This is a genomic window from Chlorobiota bacterium (assembly GCA_016710285.1).
Classification (GTDB): domain Bacteria; phylum Bacteroidota; class Ignavibacteria; order OLB7; family OLB7; genus OLB7.
In genome coordinates, this window is record JADJXR010000001.1 from 3,726,466 (window position 1) to 3,745,509 (window position 19,044).

14 protein-coding genes and 2 tRNA genes are annotated in these 19,044 nt (G+C 58.0%); 10 read left to right on the forward strand and 6 right to left on the reverse strand.

The annotated features are described in order from the left end of the window. Positions 1-38: 38 nt before the first annotated feature. The 5 genes from IPM61_13850 to IPM61_13870 all read left to right on the forward strand — a co-directional run bounded on the left by IPM61_13850 (position 39) and on the right by IPM61_13870 (position 4,382). On the forward strand, positions 39-1,319 hold the full coding sequence (locus tag IPM61_13850) for a replication-associated recombination protein A (GenBank protein ID MBK8912401.1): 1,281 nt from the start codon (positions 39-41) through the stop codon (positions 1,317-1,319). 103 nt (positions 1,320-1,422) lie between these two features. Then, positions 1,423-3,045 carry an L-aspartate oxidase gene (gene nadB, locus IPM61_13855; protein ID MBK8912402.1) on the forward strand — a complete coding sequence of 541 codons (1,623 nt, stop codon included), beginning with the start codon at positions 1,423-1,425 and terminating at the stop codon, positions 3,043-3,045. 82 nt (positions 3,046-3,127) lie between these two features. Further along, positions 3,128-3,475, forward strand: coding sequence for a DUF3291 domain-containing protein (locus tag IPM61_13860; protein MBK8912403.1), 348 nt, complete (start codon positions 3,128-3,130; stop codon positions 3,473-3,475). Positions 3,476-3,560: 85 nt separating this feature from the next. Beyond that, complete coding sequence (locus IPM61_13865) at positions 3,561-3,944, forward strand: cytidine deaminase (protein MBK8912404.1); 384 nt, start codon at positions 3,561-3,563, stop codon at positions 3,942-3,944. 252 nt (positions 3,945-4,196) lie between these two features. Next, the gene (locus IPM61_13870; protein ID MBK8912405.1) at positions 4,197-4,382 is read left to right on the forward strand and encodes a hypothetical protein; all 186 of its coding nucleotides are present in this window, start codon (positions 4,197-4,199) and stop codon (positions 4,380-4,382) included. A 165-nt stretch (positions 4,383-4,547) separates the two neighbouring features. On the opposite strand, the gene IPM61_13875 is transcribed toward IPM61_13870, so the two are convergent. Then, positions 4,548-7,325, reverse strand: a complete 2,778-nt coding sequence (locus IPM61_13875) for a LysM peptidoglycan-binding domain-containing protein (GenBank protein ID MBK8912406.1) — start codon at positions 7,323-7,325, stop codon at positions 4,548-4,550. 633 nt (positions 7,326-7,958) lie between these two features. Between IPM61_13875 and IPM61_13880 the strand changes: the two genes are divergently transcribed. After that, on the forward strand, positions 7,959-8,675 hold the full coding sequence (locus IPM61_13880; protein MBK8912407.1) for a DUF4199 domain-containing protein: 717 nt from the start codon (positions 7,959-7,961) through the stop codon (positions 8,673-8,675). A 208-nt stretch (positions 8,676-8,883) separates the two neighbouring features. Here IPM61_13880 and nuoF read toward each other — a convergent pair whose 3' ends face one another. After that, complete coding sequence (nuoF, locus tag IPM61_13885) at positions 8,884-10,230, reverse strand: NADH-quinone oxidoreductase subunit NuoF (GenBank protein MBK8912408.1); 1,347 nt, start codon at positions 10,228-10,230, stop codon at positions 8,884-8,886. Positions 10,231-10,504: 274 nt separating this feature from the next. Between nuoF and IPM61_13890 the strand changes: the two genes are divergently transcribed. From IPM61_13890 to IPM61_13905, 4 genes are read left to right on the forward strand one after another with little or no spacing between them, the layout of a single operon-like run. Continuing rightward, the gene (locus IPM61_13890) at positions 10,505-11,014 is read left to right on the forward strand and encodes an HIT domain-containing protein (GenBank protein MBK8912409.1); all 510 of its coding nucleotides are present in this window, start codon (positions 10,505-10,507) and stop codon (positions 11,012-11,014) included. After that, positions 11,011-12,477, forward strand: coding sequence for a hypothetical protein (locus tag IPM61_13895; GenBank protein MBK8912410.1), 1,467 nt, complete (start codon positions 11,011-11,013; stop codon positions 12,475-12,477). The genes IPM61_13890 and IPM61_13895 overlap by 4 nt, the downstream gene beginning before the upstream one ends. After that, a complete protein-coding gene (der, locus tag IPM61_13900; GenBank protein ID MBK8912411.1) occupies positions 12,474-13,823 on the forward strand; it encodes a ribosome biogenesis GTPase Der in 1,350 nt (449 codons plus the stop codon). Before IPM61_13895 ends, der begins: the two co-directional genes overlap by 4 nt. Positions 13,824-13,874: 51 nt before the next feature. Beyond that, positions 13,875-15,251, forward strand: a complete 1,377-nt coding sequence (locus IPM61_13905) for a dipeptidase (protein MBK8912412.1) — start codon at positions 13,875-13,877, stop codon at positions 15,249-15,251. 340 nt (positions 15,252-15,591) lie between these two features. Here the strand turns inward: IPM61_13905 and thrS are convergent, their stop codons facing one another. The 4 genes from thrS to IPM61_13925 form a co-directional block, all read right to left on the reverse strand. Further along, the gene (thrS, locus tag IPM61_13910; protein MBK8912413.1) at positions 15,592-17,607 is read right to left on the reverse strand and encodes a threonine--tRNA ligase; all 2,016 of its coding nucleotides are present in this window, start codon (positions 17,605-17,607) and stop codon (positions 15,592-15,594) included. A 181-nt stretch (positions 17,608-17,788) separates the two neighbouring features. Next, entirely contained in the window at positions 17,789-18,748 is a 960-nt protein-coding gene (locus tag IPM61_13915; GenBank protein ID MBK8912414.1) for an LD-carboxypeptidase, read from the reverse strand. A 99-nt stretch (positions 18,749-18,847) separates the two neighbouring features. Beyond that, a tRNA-Pro gene (locus tag IPM61_13920) sits at positions 18,848-18,921 on the reverse strand. A gap of 13 nt (positions 18,922-18,934) precedes the next feature. Next, positions 18,935-19,007: transfer RNA gene (locus IPM61_13925), tRNA-Phe, on the reverse strand. Positions 19,008-19,044: the final 37 nt, after the last annotated feature.

Here is a 19,044-nt window from a genome sequence, read left to right on the forward strand (position 1 = left end):
CTTGGTTATCAGGCCTTGCCAGTTTTTCATCTCCGTTTATGCCAGAACACCATCATCTGCAACCGCTTGCTGTGCGGATGCGCCCTGCCACGCTGGACCAGGTTGTTGGGCAAGATCACCTGTTGGCCCAGGGCTGCCCGCTGCGGCGAATGGTGGAACGCCGCGCGCTCCGTTCAATGATTTTTTGGGGACCGCCGGGCGTTGGTAAAACCACCATTGCCCAGCTGCTGGCCGCGTCCGTTGGGGCCCAGTTTGTGCAGCTGTCGGCAATTTCCGCAGGGGTGAAAGATGTTCGGGCAGTGCTGGAACAGGGGAAGGCGATGCAGCGCGAAGGCCAGCAGTTGGTGCTGTTTCTTGATGAAATCCACCGCTTCAACAAAGCCCAGCAGGACGCACTTCTGCAAGGGGTGGAGGAAGCATGGGTGACGTTGGTTGGGGCCACAACCGAGAACCCGTCGTTCGAGGTAATTGCCCCGCTTCTTTCCCGCAGCGCGGTCTTCAAACTTCACCCCCTTTCTTCCCAGGCTCTGGACCAACTGATTGTCCGCGCTTTTGCCGAGGACGACCGCCTGCACGGCATCACCCTTGAGGACCGCGACCTTCTGAAGCTCCTTTCCGGCGGCGATGGCCGCAAACTTCTTACCGGGCTTGAGCTTTCCCGCGACCTTCTTCCGGCAAACGCCACCACCATCACCGGCGATGTTATCCGCGCGGCATTCAGCAGCCGCCAGTTCTACGACAAGGCTGGCGAGATGCATTACGACACCATCAGCGCGTTTATCAAAAGCATTCGCGGAAGCGACCCCGATGCCGCACTTTTTTATTTGGCGCGGATGATTGAGTCGGGCGAGGACCCGCTGTTCATTGCGCGGCGGCTGATTATTCTTGCCAGCGAGGATATCGGCAATGCGGACCCGTACGGCATCACTCTTGCAACCAACGTGATGCTGGCGGTGGAGCGTGTGGGAATGCCGGAAGGGCGGATCATTCTTGCACAAGGGGTGACGTGGCTGGCCGCAGCCCAGAAAAGCAACGCCAGCTACGTGGGGATTGAGGCCGCGTTGAAGGATGCCCGCGATTATCCCCACTTGGCCCCGCCGCTCCATATCCGCAACGCTCCAACAGGGCTGATGAAATCGTTGGGATACGGGAAAGGGTATCGCTACCCGCATGAGTTCGCTGGCGGCTTTGTTGAGCAGGAGTATTTTCCCGAGGAGCTTCGCGGGAAGGTCTATTACCGCCCAACCGAAAACGGGGGGGAGAAGAAAATCTACGATCGGCTGCTGGCATTGCGGCCAAACAGATACCGCAAACCGTGAAGATTGAACGCCGGAACGTGCAGTTGGAAAATGGAGTTGGAGTGTGAAGTTGGGGAGCGCAGCTGCGGCGCATGATAGCTTGCAACCCTTTCCAAACAACTTGATGAGCACACGTCACACCTCCGATTTCCTTGTTCTTGGGTCCGGCATTGCCGGGCTGACGTTCGCGCTGAAGGCGGCTGCGCTGGGGAGCGTCACCATCATCACCAAGAAGGAGCGGGCCGAATCGAACACGAACTACGCCCAGGGGGGAATTGCCGCAGTGATGGAGGAGACCGACACCGCCGAAGGGCATCTTCAAGATACCTTGGTTGCTGGTGCAGGATTATGCAATCGCCAGGCGGTGGAAGTGCTGGTGAACGAAGGCCCAGAGCGGATTAACGAGTTGATTGCCATGGGGGCGGAGTTCACCCGCAAGGCCGATGGTTCGCTTGATCTTGGCCGCGAAGGGGGCCACTCCCGGAATCGCATCGTCCACGCCGCCGATTTGACCGGGCGCGAGGTGGAGCGCGCACTGCTGCAGGCCGTGGCCGATAACCCGCGGATCACCATGCTGGAGTATTTCACCGCCGTCGAGCTTATCACCGAGCATCACATCCCGGGGGCGCGAACAATGGGCGTGCGCCACCGGAACTGCTACGGGGTCTATGCCTTGAACAACCGCTCGGGAAAGATTGAGATGTTCCTTGCGCGGCGGGTTCTGCTGGCCACCGGCGGGTGTGGCCAGGTCTATCTTCACACCACCAACCCCGCCATTGCCACCGCCGACGGCTACGCAATGGCTTACCGCGCCGGGGCAGTGTTGGCCGATATGGAGTTCGTTCAATTCCACCCAACAAGCCTGTACGCGCCGGAGCGGAAGGGGGGGACGTTCCTGATTACCGAGGCGGTTCGGGGGCATGGCGGAATTCTTCGCACACGTTCTGGCGAGCGGTTCATGCCGCGCTACGACCACCGTGCCGAGCTTGCCCCGCGCGACATCGTTGCCCGCGCCATTGATGCCGAGCTGAAACGGAGCGGCGAACCCAGCGTGTTGCTTGACGTCACCCACATCCCCTACGACGACTTCCAACAACACTTCCCCAACATCGAAGCCGAGTGCGCCGCGCTTGGCATTGACGTTCGGACAATGCCGATCCCCGTTGTGCCAGCGGCCCACTACCAGTGCGGTGGGGTGAAAACGGACCTTTGGGGAAGGACCTCAATCAACCGGCTGTATGCTTGTGGCGAGGTCTCCTGCACCGGCGTTCACGGCGCGAACCGATTGGCAAGCAACTCGCTGTTGGAAGCGTTGGTGTTCTCCCATCGGGCGTTCAATAAAATCAAGGAGGAGTGGTGCGGCGGGGAGATGGCATATCCAGAGATCGCTTTGTGGAACGACCGCGGGATGTTCAACACCGAGGAATGGATTGTGGTGGAGCACGACCGCCGCGAAATCCAGCAGATCATGTGGGACCTTGTGGGGATTGTCCGCTCGAACGCCCGATTGGTCCGCGCTGCGCGGCGTGTGCGGCTGATTCGGGATGAGATCGAGGAGTATTTCCGCCGAACAAAGATCACGGTTGAACTGATTGAGCTTCGGAACATTGCCGAAACCGCGCTGCTGATTGTTGAAGCCGCGCTGATGCGGAAGGAGAGCCGCGGCCTACATTTCACCACCGACTACCCCGAAACCGACGACGCGCTTTGGCTGCGCGACACCATTATCGAAAAAGCGGTGTTGTGATGAATGGCTTCTGGGCCGTTCCGCACCGACTTCTCCGTAGCTGCGGAGAATCCTTACTCAACGTCTGTCTATCCATTCTCTCATGTACATCACCGTTACGTCGCTGCGTCTTCGGAAGCTCACCGGCTTCTTCAAGCTCACCCTATTCGGGATGAAAATCTCGCGCCAAGCAATGAAACAGCCTGGCTTTGTGAAGCTGAGGAACAGAGGCTTTGGCTATCTCCATTACACGCTTACGGCATGGGAGAGCAAGGAGGCACTGAAGGAGTTTGCCCATTCGGGAGCGCATAAAGACGCAATGAAGCAAAGCAAACTTCTTGCAACCGAGATCAGAACACACACCTATGAAAGCGACCAATTCCCACGTTGGAACCAAGCAATAGAGGCGTTGAATAACGAGGGGAAGGTGATGATGTTTGGGGAGCGGTGAGCATTGGCGCGACCCCGAACGGGGAAGGTGTGGCGACGGATCAAGAAGGATAGTACCAATTCTCCCGGCCAACCAGATTTTTTTGATGAACCCAGAATATCAACCGTTGGTGGATGCGGCCCGCGCGGCGCTTCCCCTTGCCCAAGCCCGATACTCCGGCTTCCGCGTTGCCGCCGCGCTTCTGTGTGGCGATGGCACCATTGTCACGGGGATTAACGTGGAGTGCAGCAGCTACGGCGGAACAATTTGCGCCGAGCGTTCGGCACTGGTAGGGGCGTTGTCGCAGGGGAAAAGCGGCTTCAGGGCGATTGCCATTGCCACCGAAACGGAGGGGCCAACCATGCCGTGCGGAATCTGCCGCCAACTCCTTCACGACTACGCGCCGGGGGCAACCGTGATTGCCGCAGGAAGCAACGCCACCGCCATCACCACGCTTCGCGAACTGCTGCCGCACGCTTTTACGCTGTAGCGTGGCTGCAAAAAAACTGCTTGCATCTACTTTCCCATGAATGTATTATTGCCCGCCGACAATCTACGTCGTTCGGCATCTTGCGCAGTAATGGCTTGGATATGCGGTTTGGAAGAAACGTAGAAGATCGCGTATGGGGTGGCAAGGGGCTTGGAAGTCAGGCAGCATTTATTTTCGGTTGCTTGCACGGGTGGAGCACCTTCTGTCCGTCTGACCTTCCCCTCGAACAAAGTCCCCAATGGTGGTAGCACCATGTGTCAAGGCGACCGGCGCGACGTTGAGGCCAAAAAGCATATCCACCGCACAACAGAACGCAGCATCGCCGTATATTTTTGGGAGGCGGTGATACTTTCCCAACAGCGGAACACCAACAAACTTGCAGCGGTGCCGAACGACAGTTTTTTTTTCTGGGAAAACTTGCTTGGTGACCCTTCCTAATTTTGGGAATGGATATCCGTGCGAGGTACAGGAGGGAGCGACCACGGTAGTGTGTGGTCGCTCTTTTTTTTTTTCGATTAGGCTGCGCAAAACAATGCCCGACATCCGATACTGGATGCCGGGCATTGTTGTACGGCGCAATCGTCATTTAAAGAAGCGATTGCCTCACTTCCGCACTTTCACTTTCTGCCCAATCTGTAGTTGGGTTTCCTTCAATTTTGGATTGAGTTTTTTAAGATCGGAAACGCTAACCCCGTGGCGTTTGGCGATTGCCTCCAACGTTTCCCCCTGCTTGATGGCGTGGCTTGCGGGCTTGCTTTTGCCACGGCTGCTGCGGGAAACCCGGCTGTTCTTTTTGGCATCCCCTTTCGATGGGGACTCGCTGTAAATTCTCAGCTTTGTTCCCGATAACAGGGTGCTTCCTTTAATCGTGTTTTCGTTCCAGGCCTTCAGGTCGTTTACCGAAACGCCATACTGGTCCGCCACCGCCGACAACGACTCCCCAGGTTTCACCTTGTGCGTCTCGTACTTTGTGCTGGTTGTTGTCACCGGCTTCTTCTTGCTGGATACCTTTGGGGGTTCCGCTTTTGCTATCTCAGCCTTTTCAACTTTTGCTGGCGGTTCCGGCTTTTTGGCAGCGGTGGGTGCGGCGGCAGCTATGCCACGGTTTTTTGATTGCTCTGGTTTTGCGGCTGCTGCCTGGGGGGGCGGTGCAATGGTTGCTGCTTTGTCCGTTGCTGCTTCGGCAAGTTCGGCGGCTTCCTCGGGTTCGGTGGCGGTGGCTGCCGGAACGGTGCCTTTCGTTTTCAGCGCGACCGGGTTCGACTGCGATTTCTGTTGCTGCGTGCCGGCTGCAATGCTGGCCGATCCGCCACCATTGTTCTTCTTTGGCTCCTCCGTTTTCACCGCAACCCATTCCTGGACCTTCACCGTTTTCTTAATTGCCAACGATTGCCCGGCTTTCAAGCTCCCCTTTTTCCCAAGCCGGTTCCATTCAATCAGGTCGCTGGATTTCACGCCGTACCGTTTGGCGATGCTGGCAACACTCTCGTTGCGGGCAACCTTGTGATGGGTGGTCTTTGTCACCGATTTCGTGACCAGTTTCTTGGCTGGTGGCACTGCTTCGGTTGTTGCCGGCTTCGGTGCTGCCGATGCAAGGGCGGGGGAGGAAGCGGGCTGCTTGGCCGGGGCTTTCTCACGTGTGCTGTTGGTTGTTGTTGCCGGTGCTGTTGTTGCCGGCGCGTTCGTTCCCGATGCCACGGTTTCTTGCTTCGCTACCGCTTCCGAACGGGTGCGGCGTGGGGCCGAGGCAACGGCCAACGGCTCGGATGGCTGCTGCTTGGCAGCAATGCTTGCCGAAGACTTTGAAGATGCCGTTGCTGGTGCCGTTGCGGCTGGGGGAGTGTTGGCCGCCGTTGTTGTGCTGGCGGCGGCATCGTTCTTTGCAAGCAACGGAGCGTCGCCGGCATTTTCTTCAGGTTTGGAGGTGATTGGAATTTTCAGCACCGCACCGCGGCGGAGCTTCGATTTGGAGGTCATCTGGTTGGCGGCGTAGATGTCGTTGGTGCTAACGCCGTACCGCTTGCTGATCTTCGTGATGGATTCCCCCCGCCCCACTTTGTGGCGAACAAACGTCACCCGTGGCTTCTCCGGTTCCGGCAGCGACTCCAACGCGGAGATCATCATTTGCCGAGCGGCGACTGGAACCTTCAAACAATAGGAGGGGGTGGAAGCTGGGAGTTCTTCGCGAAGCAACTCTGGATTGAGGTCTTTCAGATCGGCAGTGGTTACGCCGGATGCTTTGGCCAAGTCAGCAAGGCTGAAGCTGGTCTTTACCGAAAGGGTGTCGTACTCGTCCGGGGTCATGTAGCGGATGTTGGTGAACCCGTACGTCTCCGGGGACATCGTGATTTTTGTGGCAGCGATGAACAGCGGCACATACTGCTGCGTTTCGCGGGGAAGGTACTGGCGAACAACCCAGTAATCACGGCTGTTGGCCTTGGCAATGGCCGATTTCACCCGGCCCGGCCCGCAGTTGTAGCTGGCCAGCGCAAGATGCCAATCGCCTAAATCTTGATAGAGGTCGCGCAGATAACGTGCAGCGGCGCGAGTGGCTTTTTCAGGGTCGCGGCGTTCATCAACGTACCAGTTGATGGCCATTCCGTACATCTGGCCCGTGCTTGGAATAAACTGCCACAGCCCCGCAGCTTTCGCCCACGAGACCGCCGTCGGCTTCAGCCCCGATTCGATCATCGAAAGGTGCTTGATCTCATCGGGAACCCCTTCTTCCTCCATCACCCGTTCGTACATCGGGAAGTACCGCCCGGTGCGTTCCAGCCACGTTCCAAAAATCTTCCGCCCTTTTTCGGTGGCGGTGAAAAAGGCGATGCACTGCTCCACTTTTTCATTTTCGGAGAGCGCGACTTGCAGCTCGGGTGCCTCGTCAGTGTTTTCAACCAACCCTGTTTTGGGATCCGCTTTTGGGTACTGCTTCCGTTCAACGGGGATAGACTCGATCTCCTGGAACATCTTGTCGCGCAGGACAAGGAAGTTGCTGTTGGGGTCAAGGCTATCCAGCGACGAGACCTGTTCCTCGTAGTCGCGGATGATGCTTTGGGCAAGTTTATCTACTTCTGGGTAGCTGTCAATGTTGGGATAGGTGGAGAGGTCGTTCAGCGTTGCAAGGGCGGCCTCGAAATGCTGGGCCGCAACCGATTCACGGTTTTGCTGCGAGGCGCGCAAGGCCATTACATACTGGCGGCGTGCCTCCTCCAGTTGCTTGTTCAGCACTTGATCGGTGATTGGCTTGCTGGGCTTGGTGTCGTCCAGCACAGCGTATTCGTCAACGGTGGTAGGGCCTTGCTTGGTTGTTTTCACCGTCTGGGCAGTTTGGCAACCAGCAACGACCATTGCGGAAGTCAGCAGCAGTAGAAAAGCTCGCATCTGCGTTCCCCTTACGTTGGTTCTATATGGCATCCGGCGTTGTATTCTGTTTGGTATTGGAGCCAACCGGCCAAGAATGGAAGAAGCGGGCTGGCCGCATATCTCTGGACCGATCGGGTGGATTGTGCCAGATGCACCGCAATCGTGCATCCGGTTCTTGAGAATGGAGCAGCACACCATGGCCTGCGCTCCTGCAAGAATTGCATTGCTTTCATGTGGAAGATTGCAATCGTTTCTTGCCCCCCTTTAGTATGTGACGCGGCCAAAAATACGTTCAACGATGATGCCATAGCCACCAAAAAGGTGATTCTGACAAAACTGTAATTCCTAACGGCTGATTACGGCGCGAAATGGAGGGAAGGGGCTTGTAAAATAGGCTCTCAATTGGCCAGAACAAAGCCGTATCTGCCTATTTTCGCAAGGATATTTTCTTAATTTTTTTTCATCATGGATTGCTTGAACTCTGCTTGAAAGCAACCTGAAGTAAGAACTGGCGTAGGGTCCCGCAACCTAACCGAAACCCTTGCCGAACCTTCTCGCAAAGAAATTCAATCGCTACTTCAGGGGCAGTTACATTTTTAGGTTCGCAGATCACTTTAACCTCACCAAATCAACACACAGGAGAGCACAAGAATGCAAGAACAAAATGACCACGTGCAAACGGAGTTCGAAGACCCGTCCGAGGGCTATGATGAGGCGGAAGAGCTTACGCCATTTGATCGTTTCGTGAAGGTCGTCACCAATCCCACGCTGGCGTTTAGCGGGCTGGTTGGGGGGAAGGGGAACATGAAAACTGTGTGGTGGGGGATTGTGATAACGCTGGTGGTTTCTATCGCCTCGGTGGTGATGATAAGCGCACGCCCCGAGGCCATTGCCCAGATCAAAAAACAGCAGCTGGAGCAGTTGGACAAAGCCGTTGCCGATGGCAAGATGACCCAAGACCAGCGCGATAAAACCGCCGAACAGATGGAAATGGGGATGACACCAACAGCATTCTTAATCATAGGCATGGCTGGGTCGCTGGTGATGGTGTTTGTGCTGAGCATTATGTGCGCCTTGATCTGGCTGGTGATTGCCAAATACTTGGAGCCGAATGCCCAGGAAGGGCTGACCTTCCAAGCCTCCTGGGCCACGGTGCTTGTGTCGGTGATGATCCTGAATATCGGCACCATTATTGGCATTGTCGTGCTTCAGTTCACTGGGACCCTGCAAACCTTCAGCCTTGCCGAACTGATAAAGCCCAGCAACCCAATTCTGAACAGCGTGCTGACGGTGATTTCCCGTTCAATATCTGGTGGCTGCTGGTCTCCGCTGTCGGTATCGGATCGCTGGCTCAGGCCTCGCGGGTGAAGGCCGGCGTGATTTGGGCAGTGGTGATGCTGATGGGAACGGTGCTGATGGGGATGATCTCCAACATCTTCACCGGAATGGGCGCGGGGTAAGGCGCGGGGCTTCCTGAAAACAACAACAGAACCGAAAACAGAAAGAGGGCAACCAACCGGTTGCCCTCTTTCTGTTATTTGCTAAAACTCACGTGGTGGCGTGGTGCGGCGTGCGATTACCGCTCCACCACTGCCGGGCGGTAGCTTGATTCACGCAAGGCGTGCACAACGTTGGTCACCGGAAGCGCAGGCGCGGGCTTCACCTTTGCCTCGAACTCCTCGCGCAGGCGGGTAATGGTGAAACGGGTTGGCCAAGCGGCGGCTTCCCCCAGCGCGCAGATGGTGTTCCCCTCGATGTTGTTGGCGATGTCAACCAGCAAGTCAAGGTCGCTGCTGGCGGCTTCCCCTTCGTCAACGCGGGTAAGGACTTTCTCCAGCCAGCCGCAGCCTTCGCGGCAGGGGGTGCATTGGCCGCACGATTCATGGTGGTAGAAATGGATCAATCGGCGAAGCATGTGGGGGATGTCGGTGTCTTCGTCCATCACCATGATCCCACCGGTTCCGATTGCCGATCCGGCAGCCTTCAGGCTTTCGGCATCCATCATCACCCCTTCCAGTTGGTCGCCGCGCAAAATCGGCATCGAGCTTCCACCAGGGATCACCGCCTTAATCGCTTTCCCGTTCGGAACGCCGCCGGCAAGGTCGTTGATAATGTCCAGCAGTGGCAACCCCGATGGAACCTCATAAACCCCAGGCTTGTTGACGTGGCCGGAAATCCCCAGCAGCAACGTCCCTGGGTGCTTCTCGGCCCCGATCTTGGAGTAGGCCTCGCCCCCCATTCGCAAAATCACCGGCACGTTGGCGATGGTCTCAACATTGTTGATGGTGGTGGGCATTCCCCACAGTCCAACTTGGGCGGGGAAGGGGGGCTTCACCCGGGGGTAGGGGCGGTCGCCTTCCAAGGAGTTCATCAGCGATGATTCTTCGCCGCAGATGTAGGCCCCGGCCCCTTTGTGGACCACGATGTCCATCGTGAACTCGCCCCCAAACGTCTCCTTCATGCGTGAACCAACAAGCCCGGCATCGTAGGCCGATTGCACCGCTTCCTCGGTCAGCCGCACCCATTTGTGGTACTCGCCCCGAATGTAGATGAAGGCGGTTTTGATCCCCATGGCATAGCCAGCAATCAAGATTCCTTCAATCAGCAAGTGGGGGTTGAACTCAAAGATTGCGCGATCCTTGAAGGACCCCGGCTCCGATTCGTCGCCGTTGATCGCCAAGTATTTCGGCTTCTCGTTCCCCTTTGGCATGAAGCTCCATTTCAGCCCGGTGGGGAAGCACGCGCCCCCACGCCCACGCAAACCGGAACGCTTCACCTCCTCGATGATATCGTTCGGCTGCATCGTTAATGCCTTGCTGTACATCTGGTATCCACCGTTGGCGCGGTACACGTCCAACTTGTGAAGGTTGGGGATGTTGGGAAGGATCAGCTTCGGGAAATTTTGTTCGGAGAGGTTCGGCATGATCGTTTGAATGATCGGGTCGTTCAGGAAGGTTTGCTGTCGAATCCAAACCACTGTTGGATTGCGCCGAACTTAGCCAATTTCACCCGAATGAGAAACGATCCGGCAGTGTATCACTTTGCGGCATTTGGTTCCCGCCTCCCGCTTGTATTTTGGGAACCCTTGCGCAAGTTAGTGCGGCCAAGAATTCCGCCGGTGGGTTGCGCGCCAACCCGCCACGGAACGATGCGCCAGCCAAGCCAACATCAACCAACCCAAACAACCGCCGAAACGTATGGAACGGATGTGGTCCCCGTGGCGATCCCAGTTTATCAACGCCCCAAAGGATGAAACGGCTTCCGATAGCCCGTTCACCCTGGCGTTCAACCAGCCGGAACGGGACCGGGAAACATACCTTCTGCACCGTGGGACGCTTGGCTTTATCATCCTGAACCGGTATCCGTACAACGCCGGGCACCTGCTGGTCCTTCCCGTGCGCCAGGTTGCGGACCTGACGGAGCTTACCCCGGAAGAAGGGGCCGAGCTGTTCCAGCTAACGCAATTCGGCGTGCGGATTTTGCAGCGTGCGATGAACCCCCACGGCTTCAACGTTGGGATGAACCTGGGCCGCCCAGCCGGCGCGGGAATCCTGAACCACGTCCATATCCACATTGTCCCCCGTTGGAACGGCGACACGAATTTTATGCCGGTGCTGGACGAAACACGCGTGATTAGCGAGCAGATGGAGACCGCCTTTGCCGCACTTTGGGAAGCAAAAGAGCAACTACTGAACAAGGAAGGATGAAAAATTTTACCAAGCCCGGGCCAGGGAGGTTCTGGATGCCAGCGTTGGCAAGTTGGCGGGGCGTTGTTTGCGGCCTTCTCCTGCTGGGCCTGATCGCCGCCGGCTGCTCCAACCCCGACACGCCCCCGGGGACCACGCAGGGTGAGGAAGGGGAGAATCCATTTCTGCGCGCTGCCGAAACGGTGGCGTTGCAAATCCCCGACACGGTTGCGCGCCAAACCGCGCAGTCCACAATCGCCACAAGCTATGCCGAAGCAGGGCTGTTTGCCGATGCCAACCGGATGATGCAGGGGCTGCGCCTTCCCGAAATTCAATCCTACCTGATTGCAAAAATTGCCACCGAGCAAAGCCGCAAAGGGCACGACTCCATTGCCCGCACCATGCTTGCCGCCGCCGCATCGCTGGACCTTTCCGCGCTGACCCCAAGCACCCGCGTGGTCCGCACCGGCGAGCTTGCCCGCGCCGCGCTCCGGCTTGGCGACACCGCCGCCGCAAAGCGGTTTTTGGATGATGGTCGCGTCTCGGCAATCTCCATTGCCGACCCGTTCTTCCGCACCCGCGCCGTTGCCGAGCTTGCAATCATCTACGCCGAAGCCGGGTTCCGCAACGACGCTTCGGCGATGCTGGAACAGGCGGCAAAAGGGATTGATGGAAAGAAGATGCCCGGCAGCCTTGCGCTTGGGTATATCAGCCGTGCGTTTGGCGAAATCGGGCGCCCGGCAACCGCGCTTGCAACCGCCGCCGCAAGCCCCGAACGCCGCGTGCAATTTGATGGACTGCTGAACGCTGCCGCCAGCTACGCCAAACTTGGCAGCACCGACTCGGCAGTGGCATTGCTGAACAAGGCTGCCGAAGTGGCCGCCAGCGAATCGGAATGGCACTCCCGCGCCCCGGGCTGGGTGGCCGTGGCCAAGCAGCTTGCCGGAATCAAGGAGTGGAAACCGGCGATGGAGGTCCTGAAAAAACTTCAGGAAGGATCGAACACGCTTGCCCCTGCGGCGCAGTTTGATGCTGCCGTTGGAATCGCTGAATGCTTGGTGGCACTTCGCCTTTCCAGCCAGGCCGACAGCGCGTCGGCGCAGGTGATCCGTTTCTCACAGGGGATGAGCGACCCCAACGTCCTGGGCGTGGTTGCCGCCACCATCACCGCCGCCGCCGAAGCCTACATTGACTCCGGAATGACTGCCTCGGGAATCCGCCTGCTGGACCATGCGGCCACGGTTGCCGGGTCCAGCCCTGCCGGGGCCGAGCGGGAATCGCTGCTTGCGCAGATCAGCTACGACCAAGCACGCGCCGGAAATTTCACGGGGGCGATTGCCGCCTACCAACAGCTGGCCCAACCTCGCGAGCGTGCGTTGGCGTTGGCATCAATCGGGACCGAGTACGCAAAAGCTGGGCGGAAGCCATCGGCCCAGGAATTGAAAATCCTTGAAGCGATCAACAACAACAATCAACGCCAATGAAGCGAGTAGTCGCAATTGTGGGCCGTCCGAACGTCGGGAAATCCACACTGTTCAACCGCATCCTGCAACGCCGTGATGCCATTGTGGAAAACGAGCCAGGGGTCACCCGCGACCGCCATTACGGCGAGGCCGAGTGGGCGGGGAAGAAATTCTCGCTGGTGGATACCGGGGGCTTCGTCCCGGAAAGCTCCGACGTGTTCGAGCTTGCCATCCGCGAGCAAGCGGAGATCGCCATCGAGGAATCCGACTCCCTCATCTTTGTGGTGGATGCCCGCGACGGGCTAACCTCCATTGACCAGGAAATCGCCATCATGCTTCGCCGTTCTGGCAAGAAGGTGGTGCTGGTTGTCAACAAAGCCGACAACGAGAAGTACGACCAAGAAGCGGTGGATTTCTACAACATGGGGCTTGGGGAGCCATACCCGATTTCGGCGATGAACGGGCGGCACATTGGCGACGTTCTTGACGTTGTCACCCAAGATTTTCCGCAAAGTGATATGAGCGAGGAGGAGGAGGGAGGGCCGCTGAAAATCGCTTTGATTGGAAGGCCGAACGTTGGGAAAAGCTCCATCACCAACGCCATGTTGGGGCAGGAACGCGCAATCGTCACCCCGATTGCCGGAACCACCCGCGACTCCATTGACAGCACGCTTCGCTACCACGGCCAGGAGATCACCCTGATTGATACCGCCGGATTGCGGAAACGGAAGCGGGTGAAAGAATCGGTGGAGCTTTTTTCCATCATCCGAACCACCCGCGCAATCGAGCGTTGCGACGTTGCCATTGTGGTGATTGACGCGGTGGAGGGCCTTGAGCGGCAGGACGCAAAGGTGATTGTTGAGGCCGCCGAAAAACGGAAAGGGTTGATGATTGCCGTCAACAAATGGGATCTGGTGGAGAAGGACACCATGACCTCGAAGCGATTCCAGGACGCGATCTACGAAGCATTGCCGACGTTCGATTATATCCCCATCGCGTTCGTCTCGGCAGTAACGCGCCAGCGGTTGGTGAAGCTGATTGAGCTTGCCCAGCAGGTCCATGCCGAACGCCACAAACGGATTAACACCAGCCAGCTGAATGATGTGATCTTGGAGGCAATCAAGAACCATCCGCCACCAGCAGTGAAGGGGCACGACCTGCGGATCAATTTTATCCAACAGCCGCAAGCCGCCCCGCCCGTGTTCCTTTGCTACACGAACTACCCCGAGCTTGTGCCGGAGAACTACACCCGATTTTTGGAAGGAGTGATCCGCAAGCATTACGGCTTTGTTGGGGCACCGATCACGATCGTCTATAAACAGAAAAACCGGCTGCGGACATCGGGCTACTCCACACGGACGATGTAGCCGCAACGAAGTAGCAGCAACGAACAACTTCCATCCATACCGCGCACCATGATGACACAGGACACACTGGCCTACATTGACCAACACCTTGAACGTTTCATCGAAGAACTGAAGGAGTTTCTTCGCATCCCCTCAATCTCGGCACAGCCGGAACACACCCCCGACACCCGCCGCGCAGCCGAATACGTGGCCAACGAAGCGCGCCGCATCGGCCTGGAGAATGCTGCGGTGATGGAAACCGACGGCTACCCCGTGGTCTATGCCGATTGGCTTCATGCCGAAGGGAAACCAACGGTCCTGATTTATGGCCATTACGACGTGCAGCCGGCCGAGCCGCTGGAGCTTTGGACCTCGCCAGCGTTCCAGCCGGAAATCCGTGGCGAGGATATCTACGCCCGCGGATCCATTGATGACAAAGGCCAGGTGCACCTTCACCTGAAAGCGATTGAGGCGATGCTGCAAACCCGTGGCACGCTTCCGGTGAACGTGAAGTTGATTATTGAGGGGGAGGAGGAGGTTGGCTCCCCCAATCTTGTTCCGTTTGTGGTGGCCAACCGCCAGCTGCTTGGCTGCGACGCGGTGATGATTAGCGACACGACGATGTACGATTATGATATGCCCTCGATCACCTACGGCTTGCGCGGGTTGGCATATCTGGAGCTTCATGTCACCGGATCGGACCGGGACTTGCACAGCGGGATGTTTGGCGGGGCAATCGCCAACCCGATCAACGCGCTTGCAACGCTGATTGCCAAGATGAAAGATTCGAACGGGCGCATCACCCTTCCCGGCTTCTACGACGACGCGATTGACGTTAGCCCAGAAGAACGCGCCGAGCTTGCACGGCTTCCCTACGACCCCGAAACCTACCCGAAGATGTTGGGGATCACCACCACCACGGGGGAGGCGGGCTACACCGATCTTGAGCGGCTGTGGGCGCGCCCAACGCTGGACGTGTGTGGCATCTGGGGCGGGTATCAGGGGGATGGCGCAAAGACGGTGCTTCCGGCAAAAGCGGGCGCAAAAATCTCGATGCGGCTGGTGGCCAATCAATCGCCCGAAAAAGTGGCCCAGCAGTTGCGGCAGTTCGTCCAGGAGAATTTGCCGGAAGGTGTTCGCGCCGAAGTGGTGGACCTGCATGGCGGCCCCCCCGCGCTGACCCCAACGGACTCCGCGCCGGTTCAAGCGGCGTTGGTGGCGTTGGAAAAAGCCTTTGGGGTGAAGCCGTTCCTGATCCGCAGCGGCGGCTCGATTCCGATTGTGGCCGATTTCGAGCGGGAGCTGGCGGCCCCGGTGGTGATGATGGGCTTTGGGCTGCCGGACCAAAACGCCCACGCCCCCGACGAAAAAATGAACCTGAAGAATTATCACCGGGGAATCAAAAGCGCAGCGTTCTTCTTGGAAGAATTTGCCACCAGCAACCGGTAAGTGCCTTGGGCAACCACACAGGTAGCGGCAGGTCTTTAGCCTGCCCAGTCTGCCGAGGAAAGAAGACACCGAAGGCTAAAGACCTTCGGCTACCGTTGCGGTAGTAGCCCCGATTCAGAACAGGTAGGGGCTCCGACCTGCGTCGGGATTGATAACAGGTCTTTAGCCTGCCCAGTCTGCCGAGGGAAGAAGACGCCGAAGGCTAAAGACCTTCGGCTACCGGCATGATGGCCATTCCCGACGAAGTCGGGGGGGGGCTCCGGGGAATCACAAAAAAATCCCGCCGAAATAACCTCGGCGGGATTTTCTTTTTTGCGATGCTGGGGCGCGTGCCGAAGGCTTACTCGCGTGCGTCGGGGACGGCGTGCTCGATGGCCTCGTGGTGCTTAATCTCGATGGCCGATTCCGCGTGTGCGGTTGCGGCCAGCTTCTCCACGTTGTTCAAGTCGTAGAACTCGGCAATGATCTGGTCCAGCGGCTTCATCCCCTTGTCCCCCTCGCCATGGACCCGCACCGATGCCGATTCGGCCTCCTGCTCCTTTGCCCCAACAATCAGCATGTACGGAATCTTCTGCATCTCCGCCTCGCGGATTTTGTACCCCAACTTCTCCGAGCGGTCGTCCAGCTCCACGCGGAAGCCCAAGCTGTCCAGCCGTTTCTGAACGTGCTTGGCGTAGTCCATGTAATGCTCCGATAGCGGCAGCACAATGGCTTGAACCGGAGCCAGCCAGAAGGGGAAGTTGCCGGCGTAATGCTCAATCAAAACCCCAATGAATCGCTCCAACGAACCGAACGGTGCGCGGTGGATCATCACCGGGCGGTGCTTTTGGCCGTCGGACCCGGTGTACTCCAAGTTGAAACGCTCCGGAAGGTTGTAGTCAAGCTGAAGCGTCCCAAGCTGCCACTGGCGGCCAATGGCATCGCGGACCATGAAGTCAATTTTGGGACCGTAGAAGGCCGCTTCGCCAATCCCGATGTTGAACTCTAGGCCAACAGCTTCGGCAACCTTCAGCAAGGCTGCTTCGGCGTTTTCCCACAGTTCGTCGCCCCCCACGTACTTCGTTTTGTTGTTGGGGTCGCGCAGGCTAAGGCGGATGGTGAAATCCTTGAAGCCAAGCACCGCCATGACGAACTTGATAAGGCTCAGCACGCTCATCAGCTCTTCCTCCACCTGGTCCGGGCGGACGAACAGGTGGGAGTCGTCCACGGTGAATCCGCGAACCCGCGTCAGCCCATTCAGCTGCCCCGATTTCTCGTAGCGATACACCGTCCCAAACTCCGCCAACCGGATCGGCAAATCGCGGTAGCTGCGCGGCTTGCTGGCAAAGATGTGGCAGTGGTGCGGGCAGTTCATCGGCTTCAGCAGATACTCCTCATCCTCTTCCAACTTGATCGGCGTGAACTGGCTTTCGGCGTAGTAAGGGTAGTGGCCGCTGGTGCGGTACAGGTTCAGATTGCCGATGTGGGGCGTCACCACCGGCGTGTATCCGCGCTTCTTTTGTTCGCCTCGCAGGAAGTTCTCCAACGTTTCGCGCAGGGCCGTTCCTTTGGGAAGCCACAGTGGCAATCCAAGCCCGATTTCTGGCGTGATAAGGAACAGCTCAAGCTCGCGGCCAAGTTTGCGGTGGTCCCGTTTTTTGGCTTCCTCCAGCATCGCCATGTGCTCATCCAGCATCGCTTTTTTGGGGAAGCTGACCCCGTACACCCGCTGCAATTGCTTCCGCTTGATGTCCCCACGCCAGTACGCGCTGCTGACCGATGTCAGCTTCACCGCCTTAATCACCCCCGTGGATGGGACGTGCGTGCCTCGGCAAAGGTCCGTGAAATTCCCCTGCTGGTACAGGGTGATTTCCCGGTCCTTGAAGTCCTCCAGCAACTCCAGTTTGTACTCATCCCCTTTTTGTTGGAAGTACTCAACGGCTTCCTGCCACGTAACGGGTATCCGTTTGAACTTGGAGTCGGCCTTTGCCAGCTCGGCCATTTTTGCTTCCACGTTGGCAAGGTCATCAGGCGTAAGTGTGTGGCCGTTGGCGATGTCCATGTCGTAGTAAAAACCGTTCTCCACCGGTGGGCCAATACCGAATTTGGTCCCGGGGAACAGCGCCTCGATAGCCTCGGCCATCAAGTGCGCGCTGCTGTGCCAGAAGATTGCTTTCCCTTCTTCATCGTCGAACTTGACGAAGCGGATGAAGGCATCTTCGGTGATGGGGCGGCTAAGGTCGTAGGGTTGATCGTTGACGAAGATGCCAAGGACGTTCCGGGCCAGGCCGGAGCTAATCGCTTCGGCGATCTCCATCCCCGTCACCCCGCTTTGGAATTCGCGGACCGAGCCGTCCAGCAGTGTGATGTGGATCATTGTGATCGCTCCTGAAGAAAATGCAAAAGGCAATGAGCGCACGCCTGTGTTGTTCGCTCATTGCCCTTCGTCAGTTCAATGGAATTGGAGTAGCCAGTACAACAGGCGTGCAGATTTTCGTTGCCGCGAAGATACGCCAACGCCCATTGCGAATGCAACCGCTGGGCCGGTGAAAAAATGCTTACGCCACCCCAGGCTCCATCACCCGGAAGGTCCCGCGCTTCCCGTCAATTCGGCAGCGCACGCCAAGCGGCAGCGTGAGTTTGGTGGGGATGTGGCCATACAGCACCCCGCCGATTGCTGGCTTCCCGGCGCGCCGAACATACTCGGCAAACACCTCCTCCATCGGCAGCGGCTCCACCGAAACCCGTGTTGGTTTTGCGTTGGTGAACTGCCCAAACGCCAGCCCGCCAATCGCCGCCAATTGCCCTGCGTTGTGCAGCTGCGAGAAAAGCCGGTCCACACGGTAAGCCTCCTCGCCGATTTCCTCAACAAGCAAGATTCCGCTGCGGAGTTTTGGGAAAAATGGAGTGCCAACCAACGCGGCCACCAACGTCAGATTACCGGCGATTAGGGGGCCTTCGGCGATTCCGCCATGCAACCCTTCGATGGGGGAGTTTTCCGGCTGGCGGATAGTTCCCAACGGGCGGCGCGAAGTAACTGCCCGCCAGAAGTATTCTTCGGCAAAGGGATCAACCTGCGTGGGGTTCCAGAAATCCACGCCGGGCATTGCGCCGGAAAAACTTGCCATTGCGCACTTCCGCAGGACCGCAAGGTTCAGCGCGGTAAGGTCGCTGAAGCCAACGATAATTTTTGGCGAACGCCGAAGCGCGCGGTAATCAACGTGGTGGAGGATTCGGGTCATGCCATACCCGCCGCGCCCGGCAATAATCATCTTCACCTGCGGGTTGCGGATCATGGCGTTAAGGTCGGCAATGCGCTCCTGGTCGGTTCCGGCCAAGTAGCCGTAGCGTTTCCAAAGGTTCTCCCCAACAACCACGCGGTATCCCAGCGATTCGAAGTAGCGGATACCAGCTTTCAGCCGTTCATCATCGCGCTGCGGCGAGCTTGGCGCAACCACGCCGATGGTGTCGCCACGTTTCAGGGCTGCAGGAAGGAGGATTGATGTTGAAGAGATCATCGCGGAGATTGCGGGCTGGTGTGTGTGAGCAGAAGGGAAGCCGAACAGAAACAGCAACGGCCCCGAAGCGTGTGCTTCAGAGCCGTTGAGCTTTCCAAGTCGGCGTGGCAGGATTTGAACCTGCGACCCCTACGTCCCGAACGTAGTGCGCTACCGGGCTGCGCTACACGCCGTTTCCATCGTTTGTGGTCAGGGAGGGAGTTGAACCCCCGACACATGGATTTTCAGTCCATTGCTCTACCAACTGAGCTACCTGACCATTCTTTGCGCCCCCTGTTAGCCTCGGGGGAAGGCAA